A 17,552-nucleotide genomic window follows, 5' to 3' on the forward strand; every position below is an offset into this window, starting at 1 on the left:
CCAGTTTGTTATATACTCAACGTTCAAAATACATTTATTGTCGATTACTGAGCTTAATCACATTTTAATTCGTTAAAATATCAAAAAGCCTTGTAATTTTTAGTATCTTTGCACGTTTATTAGAGAAACCAACGTTTTTATTTTTATTAGATGAGACAGCTCAAAATTACCAAATCAATCACCAACCGTGAAAGTGCCTCTTTAGACAAATACCTTCAGGAAATAGGCCGCGAAGAACTCATTACCGCAGAGGAAGAAGTTCATTTGGCAAAAAAAATCAAAGAAGGCGACCAGAGAGCACTTGAAAAGTTGACGAGAGCAAACTTACGTTTCGTTGTTTCCGTAGCAAAACAATACCAAAATCAAGGGTTAAGCCTACCCGACCTTATCAATGAAGGTAATTTAGGTTTAATTAAAGCCGCTAAGCGATTTGACGAAACCCGCGGTTTTAAATTTATTTCTTATGCTGTATGGTGGATTCGTCAGAGTATCCTTCAGGCTTTGGCCGAACAATCACGTATTGTACGTTTACCTTTAAATCAGGTAGGTTCGTTAAACAAAATCAATAAGGCTTACTCTAAATTAGAACAGGAATTTGAACGTGAACCAAGCGCGGAAGAATTAGCTGAGATTTTAGATTTACCAATCGACAAAGTTGCTGATACCATGAAAGTGAGCGGTCGCCATGTAAGTATGGACGCGCCTTTCGCTAACGGGGAAGAAAGCTCTTTATTAGATGTATTAATTAATCATGATTCGCCAAAAGCGGATAACGGTTTAATTAATGAGTCATTATCAAAAGAAATCGACCGTGCATTATCAACCTTAACCGAAAGAGAACGCGATGTGGTGAAGTTGTTTTTCGGAATAGGAATGAACCATGGCTTAACATTGGAAGAAATTGGTGATAAATTTGATTTAACCCGCGAACGCGTACGTCAAATCAAAGAAAAAGCCATCCGTCGTTTACGCCATAGCTCCCGTAGCAAATTGCTACAACAGTACTTAGGTTAGTTTTAGTTTTTATTATTTAAAAGCCCTGAGGTTTAAATACTTCGGGGCTTTTTGTTTACCCCTTCCCTAACTTTTAACCCTCCCTTAATCATTCCTTAACACCTTACCCAACTTTTGGCATTAGGTTTGCGTACGGTAAAGTAGAAAGTCACTTTACCGTACTTCTATAAAGAAAAAAGATTACTATAAAAATTAGAAACTATGAATACAACGCAAGCGATAGTGCTATTGAAAAACGGAACCAAAAAATTCGGTTCTATTATTAATTCTGAATTAAACGGAACTATTTTATTTATTGCCGGAGATGAATCGCTTTTTCTCGATAATGAAAAGGCAAGTCAATTAATACAATACATTCCGGTTGAAGATATCGAGTCTATCGACACTTATTTGAAATAATTCCATACCGGATCGTTCATTAACGGTGCGGCTTTCACAATCACCTCTTCCTTTTTTACAGGATGCATGAATTGCAGCTGATAGGCATGCAAATGTATCGACCCGTCTTTATTGGTTCTATCGAAACCATATTTTAAGTCGCCCTTAATCGGACAACCAATGGCAGATAATTGCGCGCGGATTTGATGATGTCTGCCTGTCAGCAGTTTTATCTCCAACAAATGATACGTATCACTCGATTTAATGTACTTATAAATTAACTCCGACTTCAATCCATCTTTCACCGGTTTTTCATGCGCTTTGGATTTATTAAGCTTTTCATTCTTCAATAAATAATGAATCAAATGATCTTCGGTTTTTGCAGGCTTATTTTTAACCACCGCCCAATACGTTTTTTGTAAATCCTTTTCGCGTATCATTTCATTAAAGCGTGATAAGCCCTTACTCGTTTTTGCAAAGATGACTAATCCTGATACCGGCCTGTCCAAACGATGGATGACGCCCATAAAAACATTTCCGGGTTTGTTATCTCTTTCCTTAATATAGTTCTTCAACTTCTCGCTTAGTGGCATATCACCGGTTTTATCGCCCTGCACAATTTCTCCGGGTAATTTATTTATAATAAGGATGTGATTGTCTTCGTAAACAATCTGTTCTTTATGAATTGTATTTTGCAGTGGGTTCAAAAGTTAGGATTTAGGGGGTTAGGATATAGGAGTTAGGGGTTAGGGGTTCTGAAAAAAATTAGGTTTACATTTTTACAAATAAGCATATTACTTTCATTTCATTTATTCTCCGATACTAAATCCTGTCTCCTTAATCCTTTCCTACTGCAGCTTTAATAATATCTTCATAAACTGTTGTCCATCCCTTCCATTCATCAACACTTCCCATTGTATCATTATGTATAATGGTGACTAATTCACCCTGATGTTTCTTTACTTCATCAATAATTGGTTTTACATAATTCATCGCAGTACTCACATCGGCTTTATTAGTAAATTTTAGTGTAGTTTCAACGATGCAGAAGGGATGAATAGTAAGATTCGTTTCTTCTTCCGAATCCAAATCATACCAAACATACGGCATACAATAGGAGGCTCTGAAACCATTGTAATTTCCATAACCCATCGAATAATCATTTGCTATGCCGGCTTGCAATAAAGCCTGATAGGTTTCAGGAAAAGAAATCATTGAAAAATGTTGCCGGCTGTTTTTAATATCTCTATGCGTAATATTCGCCAACCTGTTGATTTCAATTTTCAACTGATTTAAATTATTATTGGAACGATACGACGGATGAATACCAATCTTAGCATAATCTGCTAAATGCTTTATCAATACCTGAAAATCCTTATTGTTAGCAGGATGATTTTTATCGTTCACACCATAATCACCCAACAAAAAAAAGTACATCACTTTTATATTATACTTCTTCTGCACTTCCAGTAAAAACGAATAGGAATCAAACGGATCAACCATTTTATTCATCACCACTTTAGAACGTTCTAAAATTTCACTGAAACTAAACTTGGAAAGACTTTTCAAAAAACCTCCCAATGAGCGCATGATACCTTTGAACTTAAACTTATATGCGTTATCAATATCAACTGTAGATAAAAAACTAAAATGATGCTGCTTGAATTCTATTCCCGGATAACTTTGAGAGATTAAGTTTTTTATTTGCGCAAACCATTCGTTTACCAATGGAAACTGAATGAAATCATACTGAAACGCCAAACTGCTTTTCACATCGAAACGATTGTATTTATCTTGTTTAAAAGGTAAATACTCCTCGTAGCGGCTCAATAACCAAAAGGCCGCTGATAATATATCAAATGGTATTTGTCCGGAATTTTTAAAAAAAATCCGTTTATATACTTCGTGATTATGAACTTCGATGTGATGATCTTTTACCCCGTACTCAAATAATAAACCGGATGGAATTATTTTAATACTTTCCTTTACAAACTTCTGTGAAGAGTAATTAATCTTTACCGAATTATGTTGCTCAAACAATACCGGGTTTTGCGTGATGGAAAAATCCAATCCCAAATAATCCTTTATTAAAATATTGAGGATAAATTTTAAACGCGGACTACTCTTCTCAGAATATATGAGCACGGTTGTTTGCACCATATAAAATTAGGAAAAGCACAAAAAAAGGGCACAGGGCCCTTTTAAAATTATAAACACTGTAAAGTGATTAACCTAATAAGGTATCCTGAGCTGCCTTCAGGATTTTACGCGTGTTTTCAATCGTATCACTTTCAGCATAGATTCTAAGAACAGGTTCAGTTCCGCTGGCGCGAATCATCATCCATTGATCGTTTTCAAAATAATACTTCCAACCATCGATGGTTTCCAATTTTTCAACCTTATAAGAGCCAAAGCTTTTGTATTTATCTTCCTTACACTCTTTAATGATTCTTTGTTTAACCACTTCATCCAAATGCAAATCGTTACGCTCATATACAAAACGACCGGTTAACTTATATAAGTCGTCGATTAGCTGTTCTAATGTTTTACCGCTCTTTGCCATGTATTCCCAAATGGTTAAACCCATCCAAATACCATCACGCTCCGGAATGTGTCCTTTAATGGCAATACCTCCACTCTCTTCACCTCCCAACAAAACATCTTCCGTTACCATATAACCGGCAATGTATTTAAATCCAATTTGCGTAATGGTTAAAGGTAATTTATAGGCTTCCGCTAATTTCTTCACGCGCGGAGTTACCGAGAATGCACAAATCAATTTTCCGTTGTACTTTTTCTCCTCCACTAAATATTTTATCAATAACAAAATGATGTGGTGAGAGTCCACAAAGTTTCCTTTGCTGTCGTATAATCCAATCCGGTCGGCATCACCATCGGTACATAAACCACAATTAATTTTTCCGTCCTTCTTTATTAATTCACTAAACTCTAATAAATTTTTATGAATCGGTTCCGGTGCTTGTCCGTGAAACCCGGGATTATTATCATTATGTAAATGCACAATATCCGGAAACAAACGCTTCATAATGCGCTGACCGGCTCCGTACATACTGTCATAAGCCAATTTTAAATTCGAATTCTTAATAGCTTTGATGTCGAAATGCTCTTCCACATGTTTTAAATACATATCCTCCAGCGGAGCAATTTCTAATAAGCCTTTAGATTTTGCATCATTTAAATCAACCGCATTGTAATTGATAGTGCATTTATCAGGAATTATATCTTCTACTTCTTGTATTTTCTCAGGTACTAATGGTCCGCCATAATGACCCTTTAGTTTAAATCCATTATAAGAAGGCGGATTGTGACTTGCCGTGATGATAACTCCTAAAGAAGCTTTTAATTTGAGTGCCCCCAAAGAAACCATAGGTGTACTCACGAAATCCTTCGCTAAATAAACTTTAATGTTTTTGGCGATACAAACTTTAGCAACTGTTTCAGCAAATAATTCTCCGGCGAAACGGCAATCATGTCCCACAACAATACTTGGCTTATCGAAATTTTTCAATAACCAATTAGCCGTTGCTTCAGTTACACGCGCTACATTTTCTTCCGTAAAATCTTTTGCGATAATGGCTCTCCAGCCGTCGGTTCCAAACTTAATTTTTGTCATAATGAAAATCAGAAGTCTAAAGATAATAAATAGCCTCTAATTGGAATAATTAAAGCGGGATTAACGCATTATTCCCTTCTTATTCAAGGCTTTCTGATAAGCATCCGCGTTACGCTGATGCTGTTCGTAGGTAGCGGCAAAATCGCTGTATCCGCTAAAATCAGGACGAGCACAGAAGAAAATAAAGTTATGCTTAGTGTAATTTAAAACGGCATCTATCGATTGAGTATTTACCAAACAAATTGGTCCGGGAGGTAAACCTTTATACTTATAGGTGTTATATGGAGAGTCAATTTCCTTATCGGCATTCGTTACACGTTGCACCTCAAAATTTTTATTGGCAAATTTTAATGTTGGATCGGCTTGTAAAAGCATATCCTTTTTTACACGATTAATGTAAACGCCTGCAATCTTTTGCTGTTCGCTGTAAATGCCACTTTCGCTTTGAACTATAGAAGCAATCGTTACAATCTCCGGTAAGGTAAATCCGATTTTAGCGGCTTTTTCCTTGCGCGCTTTCGTGAAAACAGAGTCAAAATGTTCCTTTATTTCAGTAAATAATTCGTCAACAGTAACAGCCCAACTTACATCATACACATTGTTTAATATAAGTGCCATCACATTATCCGGATCCATGCCAAATTCCTTTTCTAAACGTGTATCATCGTGTAAAAAGTCTTCTACTTCATCATAACTTAATTCGAGTTTATTATCCAGGTATTCTGCAAACTCATCCAGATTATGAATCTGAGAATTGAAAGTTAATTTTATTTTTTCCTGACGGTTGTTCTTTAACATGAGAATAATCTGACGATTATTCATACCATTTGTGACTTTAAATTTACCTGGATGTACATTTTTATCCAACTCCATTCGCTTAGCCATAAACTCGAATGAAGCATGATTCTCAATGATGTTTTCATTGTATAAAATCTCTAATAATAATTGATAATCGGCATCCTTGGGAATAAAAACATACTTGTAGTTTTTACCTTCTGTATTAACATTCGGCTTATACAAATTAATATAAGCCCAATAGCTGCCAAAACCAACACCTGCCAATACAAGCAGCACGATTAATTTTGAAATTAGTTTTCTACCGAAGGCCATATGGTTACAAAAATAAAAAGATTATTCTAAGACATGCTTTTTAATTTGGCCAAAATTTGTTGTGCCTTTTGGTTATCCGGATTACGCTTTAAGATGCGCTCTACAATTTCGATAGCTCCCTTTTTATCCTTTAGATACAGTTTTAATCCTGCCACATTAAACAACAAAGGTTCATAATCCAAATCTAGTGCAAGGCCTTTATTGTAATACTCTACTGCGGATTTTACTTCATTTTGCGTTAATTCTAAAAAACCAAGATTTGTGAAACCTGAAATGTTTTTAGGATGTTGCGTTACTATATATTTAAATTCCTCTCTTGCAGCATTAATATTCTTAGTATTCATATAGGCCGAGCCTAATTTATTTCTGAATTCAAGATTGAAGAGCGCTAATTCACAGGCTTTCTTAAACCAAAGGACTGACTTGTCCATTGCGCCTGTATTATAATACGCTTCCGCGATATGGTAGGCACTCCACGCGTGTATATTATCATAGGATTTCTTGCTGATTTTTTCAATGAGTTCTCTCTCGCCTACTTTCGTCACATAGCTGATTATTTTATTAAAGTCTTGTTGCGAGAAACGCAATTGCAATAAAGCGTGTAAGTTCATTAAAATCTCATCCTTAGTTCCATCCTTTAATATTGCTGCAGCAGAATCCAAATATTCCGGCTTGGCTTCAAATTTATCGAACTGATTTATATAGGCTCGTGCACGTATTAAGGCATCCGGATTTTTTTCGTTGATGGCAAATAAACCAATGAACTCTTTTATTTTTTCTTTTTCCTTTTTAGTTATTGGTTTACGGATGTAATGATCATGAACAGTTACATGTGGAATATCAATGGAGCCTGATGAAGGCATGTGACAATTAATACAGTTGGGAGTTGGGAGTTTAGAGTTGGGAGATTGTCTGAATTTGACTACTGACTTTTCAGTACATTCCAGTATTGATTTTTTACCCGAACCGTGACAATTATTGCAGGCTGTATTAAATAGTTCTTTGCCCGTTTCTTTTACACTTACATGTGGATTATGACAGGTCACACAGGTTAAAGCATCTTTGTATGGCTTTAAAGATTTATTATCCTTTGATTTTTCGTAAGACTGAATAAAACATTGGCTTTGTTTTAATCTATCAGCATGAGAAGCCATAATGAATTCATCATCTGCATTTTTATACTTGGGTAAAAAAACCGTCATGAAATCACTTAATTTCATACCGGGCTTAAAGTCGTAAAATGATTTCCCTTCCTTCAACACAGCGTTTCCCTGAAGATGGCAACGCATACACACATCGAATTGCCGATCGATGGAAAGCTTTGATGGATTGACAATACTGTAATCAATATATTTTGAAGTATCTACTTTACTTCCGCTTTGTCGTTGCGCAACGTGAATACTACCCGGACCGTGACAACGTTCACAATTTATTCCTTCCGGAACCGAATTAAATTTATTTTCAGAACCTAACTCGAAATCCGGAAATGCATTATGACAACTCATGCATTCCAGTCCGATTTTACGTGTAAACCTTGTATTATGACCATCTTCAAATCCCGGCGGCAAATCCCATTTCTTCTTTTGCGTATAAAAAGTCATAGGCATTTGATTCATATAACCGTTTACACTTTGTAAATGCGAGTTCGTATGTTGTCCGGAGCCAATAATATAATTTACCTGCTCGGTTCTTTGGAATACAGTATCACCTTTCTCAATCTTAAATTCTCTAAAAAACAAACTATCATTTTTCCAAAAGGCAGTATAGTGTAAATCCGTATACTTATCATAAATGGCGGGGTGACTAAAATCTGCGGCTGATTTTTCTTTTGTCGCGCGAGCAAAGGATTGTCCCATCCCCGTTTTAATAAAGCTGTTGTAAATATCCTGGTGACAAAGTTTACATGTATTTATCCCAACATAATGAGCCGTATCGCTATGGTTTAAATAAACCAGTGTATCCTTAGTTTTTGTTTGTGTATTTTTTGTGCCTGACGGTTCTTTACACTGATAATTAAGGAGAATTATCAAAATTATAAAAGGAAGTATGAACTTTACAAAGCGCATTACTGATTAATCAACTGTAGTAACCACTCATCGCTAAATTCATTGGCAGAAGAACGATTCCATTGTTTTTTTAAACCAATTTTTTCAAATCCGGATTTTTCAAACAATTGCAAACTAGCGGGAGCATTAACCGTTACATTGGCATAAAGTTGCTTTACCAATAAAGTATTGAAAGCATAATCTTTCAAAAGTTTTAGAGCTTCGTAGGCATAGCCTTTATTTCTGTATTCTTCGCTGATTAAAATGCCAATGCCTGCACGCAAATGATACGGATCAAAATCAAATAAGTCGATAGCTCCAACTGCCGCATCATTTCCGTGTTGTGAAATAATCAAGCGCAATTGTTTATTTGTATAAATATCTTCATGCGCATTCACTAAAAATTGCTCGAGCACATAACGACTAAACGGAGTTTGCGTGTTGCTCACATGCCAAATTTCGCGGTTGTTCTCCCATTTATAAAGCACGTCAACGTCTGATGGCTCTAAAGCCCTTAAATAAATATTTTCTCCTTTGATAAACATTAGTCTTTGGTATAAATTTCCCGTTCTTCCGTAATTCGCTTATTTAATTGCTCGGCTGTATATGTAGGAAAAGTGAATACTTTATCAGAAGTTTCATTAATCACGTTGATTGCCTTACAATCCACAATGTAATCATTATCATTAAGGTCTTCCAAAAAATCAAACAACAAACGTTCCCTATTCACTTTAATAGCATAAAACTCTTCAAAAAATTGTTTGATAGGACTCAGGCAAGTTGCTTGATTAGCTTTTACAGAGGTATATTGCTGCATCTGTTCTTGAAATATTTGCAACTGGTAATCCTCGCTAAAAACAGGGTGCTTAATAATTTTAAAAAACACGGCCTCAACAGAGCGTTGCTTTATTGTTTTTAAAATCAACTCGGCTTTAATGTTTAATTCACGTTCCTTTATAGTTAATGAATTATAATTTCCATTAATCATTAAACCGATATGAGCAGGAATTCTTCCGGCGTGCAACAAAACCAACCATGTTCCCTTTAATAGTTCATCGGGATTATTTAATGCTTCGTAAGCATACTGATATTTGGAAGTAGCGATCAAGAAAATATTATTCTTTAACTTCAATACGACCTTCAAAAACAAATTCGGCCGGACCTTCCAACCAAATGTTATAAAAATTAGTTTCCAAAACCTTATCGAATTTTACACGAAGGTCGCCACCTAAAGTTGAGATTTTGCAATAGTTTTTTCCGGTAGAAGCGCCGCTGATGGCTGCAACCAGTGCGGATGCAGTTACGCCTGTACCGCAGGATAAAGTTTCATCCTCCACACCTCGTTCGTAAGTCCGAACAAAAACAGAATCCTCTTTTTTCTCAATAAAGTTCACATTAGTGCCTTCTTCAGCAAAACGTTCATTATTGCGGATTTTTTTTCCTTCTTCAAATACATTGTACGAATTTACATCGTCAACAAATTTCACGTAATGCGGAGAACCTGTGTTCAGGAAATAATGATCGCCGTTATTCTCAATACTCTTCACATCGTTCATCTTTAAAGAAACAAATCCTTCATGAATTACAGCCTCATGTACACCATCAATAGCAATGAATTTGGTTCTGTCATTGATAAGCCCCATCTTTTTTGCAAAAGCAGTAATACATCTACCACCATTGCCGCACATGGTACTTTGATTACCATCACTGTTAAAATATACCATTTTAAAATCAGCGCCGGGTTCCAATTCCAGAAGCATTAATCCATCTGCACCAATACCAAAGCGACGGTCACATAACCATTTTACCTGCTCGTTATTTAATTGAATTTCGTTTTTACGATTATCAATTAAAATAAAATCGTTGCCGGTACCTTGATATTTATAAAACTGCAATTGCATTAATTAATCTTTGCTAACAAATCCGAATTATTAACTCTTTCCATTGGCATGAAATCAGGATTAATAGCTACACGGTACACCTGATCTTCACTCTTCAAATAATAAACATTATCTACTTTGTACAAATTAAAAGAAGAAAAATCAGAAAAGCCATAAAGCATAATTCTGTTTTTAGTCATCCGATACCCCTTTGAGTTAAGTGGTGTTTTTCTAAATTCCACAAAAAACACATTGACAGGATCATTGGTATTCACACCGGCTAAATTAGCCGCTAATGTATCTTTTTGCATCACATCCAAATCAATCAACTTTATACTTTTTACCGAGATTAATTCTTCAGTAGCGATATTGATATTATCATTCTCCTTTAATAAACTGTCTACTTCTTTATTATTTGTATACGGAGAAACTTTGGTATTGATTTTAAAACGTTGCTTTTCATCTTCCCGCTTTTCTTTATCGTCATCCTGCTGTACAGGCTTTTCAATAATTTTGATTTGGTTGGTAGCCGCTGATTTAATTTTATTGAAATAGTCATCGAGCTTAAAAATGAAAAAACCGATGCCAATAATTAAACCAATGGAGACTCCAAAAACAAAGGCAGGTATTTTACGTTTGATTTGCATTTTTTAGCAATGTAAATATAGTGATTTTTCAGTAGCGCGCGTTAAGTATTGTTAAAAGAAACTGACAGCCTGAATATTGGAATTAATTTTGCGTTATAAACGTAAATTCACTAAAAATTTATTTGTTATGAAAAGCTTAGTTTCAACCGCTATCGCTGCCACTTTTGGTGGTTTTATAGCCTTAGGAAGTGTTTACTTGATTACTGAAAAAACCGCTAAACATAATCTCACGGCACAGGCTGCATCCAACTCACCGGTTAAGCTAACCTCTTATACCGGCAATATGATGAGCAGCAATCCTGACTTTGTTTTAGCCGCCGAAAAATCATTAAATACCGTGGTTCACATCAAGACTACCACGGCCCGTAATAACAATTTAAGCTACAATCCATTTGAACAATTCTTTTATGGCCATAGTGGCGGACAACCATATATACAGGAAGGAAGCGGATCGGGAGTAATATTGTCGGAAGACGGTTATGTTGTTACCAATAACCACGTAGTAAACGGAGCCGATGAAATTGATGTGATGTTAAATGACAAACGTAATTACAAAGCCGAGGTAATTGGTACCGACCCAAGCACAGACCTCGCACTTCTTAAAATAAAAGAGAAAAATCTGCCATTCATTGGTTATGGGAACAGTGATAATATTAAAATTGGGGAATGGGTTTTAGCAGTTGGAAATCCTTTTAATTTAAATTCAACAGTTACAGCCGGAATTATCAGCGCTAAAGGACGCGGCAATATCATTGAAGGTAATCGCGGAAGCGGACAATTCCCAATTGAGTCGTTTATTCAAACTGATGCGGCTATTAATCCAGGCAACAGTGGCGGAGCATTGGTAAATACGGATGGAGAATTAGTAGGAATAAATACCGCTATTATGTCGAGCAATGGTGCTTACCAAGGTTATGCTTTTGCTATTCCGGTTAACATTGTAAAAAAAGTGGTTTCTGATTTGATTGAATATGGAACAGTACAACGCGCCTATATCGGTGTTAGCATTAATGACATTGATTCGAAATTTGCAGAGCAAAAAAATCTAAAGCAGTTAAAAGGTGCCTACATTAACGGACTTACCTCTAATGGTGCGGCTGAAAATGCGGGTATTAAGATTGGTGACGTTATCACAAGCGTAGAAAACAACAAAGTAAATAGCGTATCCGAATTACAAGAACAAATTAGTAAATACCGTCCTGGTAATAAAGTAAATGTTACAGTTATGAGAGAGAATAAAGAAATAAGCATACCGGTTACTTTAACCAATATAAAAAACAGCACAGAAGTGATTAAAAAAGCAGAACCTGTTTTAACTAGCGTAAATAGTTTGGGAGCCACTTTTGAAGAAGTAGACAAAGAGTATCTTGCAAAATTCAGATTAGAAAACGGCGTGAAGATTGCCAAATTAACAGGAGGCAAGTTAGCCGGTGTGGGAATGAAAGAAGGATTTATTATCACCTCCATTAACAAGAAAAAAGTATACACAACAGCTGACATTCAAAAAATGCTTGAAGGAAAAAGTGGAAGTGTATTGGTAGAGGGCGTTTATCCTAATGGCATGATCGCTTCGTACGGATTTGGATTATAGAAAAACCATACCCTTTTAAAAACAGATGTCAAACTGGCATCTGTTTTTTTTTTGATATACTTTTAAATCAGGCAAACATTTATAAATTTATCATAGACTTATACTGATCTAATTATTTTGTTTTTATTTCTGAAATTTATAACTTGTACTTATGAATAACCTAAGTAAAGAAGACCTGAACAAGAAAATAATTGAATTAAGTGCGCATAACCTAGAATTAAAGTCGTCATTGAGTGAAAAAGAACGTGAATTAGAGTTACTAAAAAAAGATTTCGATCATTTAAACGCCTTTATTATTGATGAGATTCGAAGCCATATTGAAGAAATAGATAAGTTAGCAAAGATTCCCGAAGAAAACCCAAGTCCGATTTTCAGATTTTCAAAACGCGGACGAATATTGATTTACTGCAACGGTCCCGGACAAAACCTTCTAAATGAAATTGACCACTCAACTAATTCTCAAACTCAGGAAGAATGGCAAAAAGCCATTGCTAAAATACAAGAAAACAAACAACCCGTAACATATCATGAAATTAACTTCATCGACAAAGTGTATTTAATTTCAATCATTGATGTAAAAGGATCTAATTATAAAAACGTTTATGCGACAGACATCACTAACTTAAAAAACACTGAAGCCGCATTAAGAAACAGCGAAGAGCGATATAAAACGGTGATTGAGAATGCTTCCGACATAGTTTACAACACCAATAACGAAGGATATTTCACATATATTAATCCCATAGCCGAGGCAAAAATCGGATTTACACTAGAAGATCTCAAAAACAAATTATTTGTAGAATTAATTCACCCCGACTATAGAAAAAAAGCGATAGCAACATACTATAAACAAAAACTGAATAAAGTCAACTCAACCTATTGGGAATTTCCAATCATTAACAAAAACGGTGAAACTATTTGGCTAGGTCAAAATGTTCATTTAATAATTCGTGATAATAAAATAACAGGATTTTCATCCATAGCACGTGATATTTCAGAGCGCGTTAAATCGCAGACACAGTTAAAGTTGCTTAATACTCAACTTTCTTCATTAATAAAAAATCAAAATTCCGGAATACTATTAGAAAACAGTGAGAGAAAAATCGTATTAGTAAACAACAAATTCTGCGATATATTTGGCATTAGCACCGAACCCGAAAAACTAGTTGGTTATGATTGCTTAACCGCAATTCAGAAATTGAAGCCCATGTTTGTAAATGGGAATAAAGTTATTGAAGAACTTGAGAAATGTATTAGTGATAGAAAAACAAACTTAAACGTTGAAGTAAAACTTATTAATGGGAAAATATTAGAAAGAGATTATCTTCCTATTGTTATTGACGGTGAGTATTTTGGTCACATGTGGCAGTATAAAGATGTAACTGAGCAACGATCGGCACAAGAAATATTACAAAAAAGTGAAGAAAAATACCGAAGAATAATAGAAAATATGCGCATCGGATTAATGGTTACTGATCCAAACGATACCATAATTGATGTAAACCCTAGTTTTCTTGAGCTCTCAAAATATAATAAAGAAGAAATAATCGGGAAACCTGCAACTTCCATTTTTGAAAACGTAACTGATTCTGTCATTAATCTTCAGTCGGTAAGAAAAGGCAATAATCCGAACGCCCATGAATTAGAACTGAATTGTAAAGACGGAAATAAAAAATGGGTAATGGTAAGTGGTGCTCCTATTTACGATTTTAATAAACAGTACATTGGTTCCATCGGTATTTATCTTGATATAACACAGCGAAAAAAATACGAGAAGCTTCTAAAAGAGGCGCAACAAAAATCAGAATCCTCTATGCGTTCTAAGGAGATTTTTCTTGCCAACATGAGCCATGAAATACGAACGCCAATGAACGCTATTTTAGGAATGTCCGATTTACTATCAGAAGCCAATTTAAACATCAAAGAGCGATCTTATCTCAACGCAATAAAATCTTCATCTGAAAATCTATTAGTCATATTAAATGACATTTTAGATTTCTCGAAAATTGATTCTGGAAAAATGGAGCTTGAAGCTCACCCATTCTCTTTCAATGAATTAATTAATAACTTAATTATACAATTCGAATACAAAATCACTGAGAAAAACCTATTTCTAAATAAAGAAATTGACAATAAAATTAATTTTAACTTCAATAGTGACTCTACTAGATTATCTCAAATTCTTATTAATTTATTAAGCAACGCCATTAAATTCACTACAGAAGGTAATGTAACTCTTAAATGTAAATTAGTTGAGGAAGATACTAAATCACAGTTGATACAATTCTCAGTAGAAGATACAGGAATCGGAATAGATGAAACAAAACTTGATACCATTTTTGATAGTTTTATTCAAGAAGATTCAAGCATTAATAGAAAATTTGGAGGTTCCGGATTAGGACTTACTATAAGCAAACAATTAGTGAAATTATTTGGAGGTGAAATTCATGTAAAAAGTAAAAAAGGAGTTGGCAGCATATTTACTTTCTCAATCAGACTTCAGAAATTTGGTGAGTTAGAAAGTAATTCGCTTGGAAAATTCAATAAAAATCCGCAAAACTATCTCCATTTTACAAACACTAAAATTTTACTGGTTGAAGACAACCAAATGAATCAATTAATTGCAACAACTATACTTGAAAAGCATAATTTATCGGTAACAAAGGCTTTTAATGGTCAGGAAGCAATAGATTTAATCGACACTGATAATTTCGATGTTATTTTAATGGACATACAGATGCCTGTATTAGACGGCATTGAAGCAACAAGAATACTCCGGTCAAAAAAAGTATCCATTCCTATAATTGCCCTTACCGCTAATGCTATTGAAGGCGATAAAGAAAAGTATTTGAGTGCCGGGATGAACGACTATATCTCAAAACCATTTAATAAAGTGGATTTATTGCATAAAATCGCAAGGCAACTTCCGGAAAATAAAATCAAATATGAAATTCCCGCTAAAGACAAAGCCATGAATGAAAAAAAATATAATCTTGACCGTTTATACAAAGACAGCGATAACAATCAGGAGTTTGTTAATCAGATGGTAAACTTATTCATTCAAATGTCCGGGGAAATCACTCAAAATATTCAAAACTCCATTGAAACAAATAATCTTGAGTCCGTTAAAAAAAATGCGCATAAAATAAAATCATCTATAATGTTATTGGGCATAGACTCTTTGACTCCTCTGATTATAGAGATAGAAAAATTTGACTTTAATTCAAACCCTGACTCTTTTATTCTGTTGGTGTTAGAGTTTATTCAAAAGCTAAAAATAATAGTTGAAGAGATTCGATATGACTTTCCTACAACCACAAACCCCAACGTTTAGGTCGAAAATCAACCGTTACAACCGAAGCATTTTTAATCTTCAACTGATGCCTACCTCTATTCCACATGAAAAAACTCACTTTGGAATTTTGTTTGAGCCATGAATGGTACTCTGAACCTAAAAACAACTCACAATACACTTCATAATACTTACCCCTTTCATAAAAGCCTTTTATTTCCGGTCCGCCGAAATACAAAGTAGAATCCTTGTCGTTTTTTACCGAACAATTAAAACTTACGTTCGCAGGAATAGTATCACTTTGCAAAGTGATTTTGGCTAAAATAACATTTCCTCTCTTAGAAGAAACATCCTTTAAAGCCGCATTCATCGAAAGTGGAAATTCAATTAAGGAATCTACAGTGAATACCTTCTCTGTTAAATTGAACTTTTCTGCTTCAAAGTCGTATTTATAGAAAACTGGATGTAGCCAATCTGAATAAAACAAAATTTTCTGTTCATTCTCATCAATTCTTGACGCTCTTTCTTTCGACAATAAATAAACTGACACATTCGCTGTTTCACCATATTTCTCTACATGTGAGAAGAATTCTTTAGCCATAGCTAATTGGATGGGTGATGGATTACCTAATACTAATTTGCCGGCATTCCTTTGCGCTAAAATGTTTTTAAACTTTTCCGGATCGTTCAATTCTTCTTCCTGTGCTAAATGATAATTTAATTTCTTACCGTCTCTCAATTCATAATGCATAACAAAATACATCTCCGTATCAAAAAACACAGCCTCTACATTATTCTCACCATATTTCGCCTTTGCTTCTTTTAAAACAGTGTATTGAAATTCGTTTTGATTGAGAACAGCAGAGGTAAAAAATTCTTTACTGTAAATCGACTGAAATAATAAAACCGCACAAACTAATCCCAATGCGGGAATGCTCCATTTATCTTTAAATTTTATTAAACTACATGCTCCTACAACAAAAGCAGGAGCCGAAAATAACATAACCGAATACTGAAAGATGGGGGCTTTGGTTACAGAATAAACATAAATCACCAAATAATTCACAAAGAATACTACAAGCAATAACAAAGATTTCTTTTCAATCTTTAATTTATTTATAAGTAAGGAAAACAACACAAACGCAATGATAACCATCCATACATAACCTGTTCCTAACACGACTTGAACAAACTCCGCAAACGCCCATTTACCCGGAGGCGGCAACCAACCGTTTTGCGCAGAACCAATGCCTCCATATTGTAACTGAAAAAGGGTGATTGATAAATGCGGCAAGTAAATTAGCACAACAAAAACGCATAAACCCAGATACCTTTTGAGATAAGTTCGCTCTATGAGAAACAATCCCGATACAGCCAATGTAAATGCAAACAAAGCTCCCATGTGTGCATTCAATGCGCTTAAAACAAAAAACAAAACAGTGAAAATAAAATCACTTTTCTTCTTTTCCGGATCAAATACCCAATTAAACCAATAAAATAAAAGCGCACTGCTAAAGAAAACACCGGTGGCGTACATCCGCGCAAGGGGCGAATAGTATAAAAAGATAAATGAAAAAGAAAAAATAGCTGCAGATAACAATGCAGGTAATTTCCCAAACCATTTCAATGAAAAGCGATATATATAGTAAATGGATCCCAAACTCATTAAAATAAATGGCAGTTTCATCCAAACTTCCGAGTACCCAACAAGTTGAACAATTAGGTAAAGAAAACATTGAATCAAAATGGGATGTGCGTCAATTCTTGCTCCATACATCACCAAATCATGCCAATTGGAATAAGTAGTTCTACTTAAAGCGCTTAATTCATCATAACTAAATTGATAATCAAATAAAGGAATAAAACGAATAATAGCTGCTGCCACTAAAAGGATGGTAAACTCTTTATTATTTCTAAAAAAAGGCAACATATTATTCTTCTCTCAAATATACTAAACCTTT

The 17,552-nt window shown here is 34.8% G+C and carries 14 protein-coding genes; 4 read left to right on the plus strand and 10 right to left on the minus strand.

Features of this window, described 5'->3' with window-relative positions; all coding sequences use genetic code 11:
- The first annotated feature begins 150 nt into the window (after positions 1-150).
- Positions 151-1,014 (plus strand): RNA polymerase sigma factor RpoD/SigA, encoded by an 864-nt coding sequence (locus J0L69_15010; protein ID MBN8694502.1) that lies wholly within the window; start codon positions 151-153, stop codon positions 1,012-1,014.
- Between the two features lie 201 nt (positions 1,015-1,215).
- A complete protein-coding gene (locus J0L69_15015; protein MBN8694503.1) occupies positions 1,216-1,413 on the plus strand; it encodes a hypothetical protein in 198 nt (65 codons plus the stop codon).
- Here the strand turns inward: J0L69_15015 and J0L69_15020 are convergent.
- The 9 genes from J0L69_15020 to J0L69_15060 all read right to left on the minus strand — a co-directional run bounded on the left by J0L69_15020 (position 1,401) and on the right by J0L69_15060 (position 10,708).
- Positions 1,401-2,090 (minus strand): RNA pseudouridine synthase, encoded by a 690-nt coding sequence (locus J0L69_15020; GenBank protein MBN8694504.1) that lies wholly within the window; start codon positions 2,088-2,090, stop codon positions 1,401-1,403. The two genes, J0L69_15015 and J0L69_15020, sit on opposite strands and share 13 nt — an antisense overlap.
- Positions 2,091-2,229: 139 nt before the next feature.
- Positions 2,230-3,552, minus strand: a complete 1,323-nt coding sequence (locus J0L69_15025; protein MBN8694505.1) for a polysaccharide deacetylase family protein — start codon at positions 3,550-3,552, stop codon at positions 2,230-2,232.
- Positions 3,553-3,619: 67 nt separating this feature from the next.
- On the minus strand, positions 3,620-5,026 hold the full coding sequence (locus tag J0L69_15030) for a phosphoglucomutase/phosphomannomutase family protein (GenBank protein ID MBN8694506.1): 1,407 nt from the start codon (positions 5,024-5,026) through the stop codon (positions 3,620-3,622).
- A 60-nt stretch (positions 5,027-5,086) separates the two neighbouring features.
- Positions 5,087-6,136, minus strand: coding sequence for an endolytic transglycosylase MltG (gene mltG, locus J0L69_15035; GenBank protein MBN8694507.1), 1,050 nt, complete (start codon positions 6,134-6,136; stop codon positions 5,087-5,089).
- 26 nt (positions 6,137-6,162) lie between these two features.
- Entirely contained in the window at positions 6,163-8,166 is a 2,004-nt protein-coding gene (locus tag J0L69_15040; protein ID MBN8694508.1) for a pilus assembly protein TadD, read from the minus strand.
- 35 nt (positions 8,167-8,201) lie between these two features.
- Entirely contained in the window at positions 8,202-8,726 is a 525-nt protein-coding gene (locus J0L69_15045; protein ID MBN8694509.1) for a GNAT family N-acetyltransferase, read from the minus strand.
- On the minus strand, positions 8,726-9,313 hold the full coding sequence (locus J0L69_15050) for a hypothetical protein (GenBank protein MBN8694510.1): 588 nt from the start codon (positions 9,311-9,313) through the stop codon (positions 8,726-8,728). Before J0L69_15050 ends, J0L69_15045 begins: the two co-directional genes overlap by 1 nt.
- On the minus strand, positions 9,297-10,082 hold the full coding sequence (locus J0L69_15055; protein MBN8694511.1) for a diaminopimelate epimerase: 786 nt from the start codon (positions 10,080-10,082) through the stop codon (positions 9,297-9,299). Before J0L69_15055 ends, J0L69_15050 begins: the two co-directional genes overlap by 17 nt.
- Positions 10,082-10,708 (minus strand): hypothetical protein, encoded by a 627-nt coding sequence (locus J0L69_15060; protein ID MBN8694512.1) that lies wholly within the window; start codon positions 10,706-10,708, stop codon positions 10,082-10,084. The genes J0L69_15055 and J0L69_15060 overlap by 1 nt, the downstream gene beginning before the upstream one ends.
- Positions 10,709-10,835: 127 nt before the next feature.
- Here J0L69_15060 and J0L69_15065 point away from each other — a divergent pair, with 127 nt between their 5' ends.
- Positions 10,836-12,299: a Do family serine endopeptidase gene (locus J0L69_15065; GenBank protein MBN8694513.1), complete on the plus strand. Its 1,464-nt coding sequence runs from the start codon at positions 10,836-10,838 to the stop codon at positions 12,297-12,299.
- Positions 12,300-12,450: 151 nt separating this feature from the next.
- Positions 12,451-15,633: a PAS domain S-box protein gene (locus J0L69_15070; GenBank protein ID MBN8694514.1), complete on the plus strand. Its 3,183-nt coding sequence runs from the start codon at positions 12,451-12,453 to the stop codon at positions 15,631-15,633.
- Here the strand turns inward: J0L69_15070 and J0L69_15075 are convergent.
- The gene (locus tag J0L69_15075) at positions 15,608-17,521 is read right to left on the minus strand and encodes a glycosyltransferase family 39 protein (GenBank protein ID MBN8694515.1); all 1,914 of its coding nucleotides are present in this window, start codon (positions 17,519-17,521) and stop codon (positions 15,608-15,610) included. The genes J0L69_15070 and J0L69_15075 overlap by 26 nt on opposite strands.
- Positions 17,522-17,552 lie beyond the last annotated feature (31 nt).

The organism is Bacteroidota bacterium (assembly GCA_017303905.1).
Lineage (GTDB): Bacteria > Bacteroidota > Bacteroidia > B-17B0 > Aurantibacillaceae > JAHEYG01.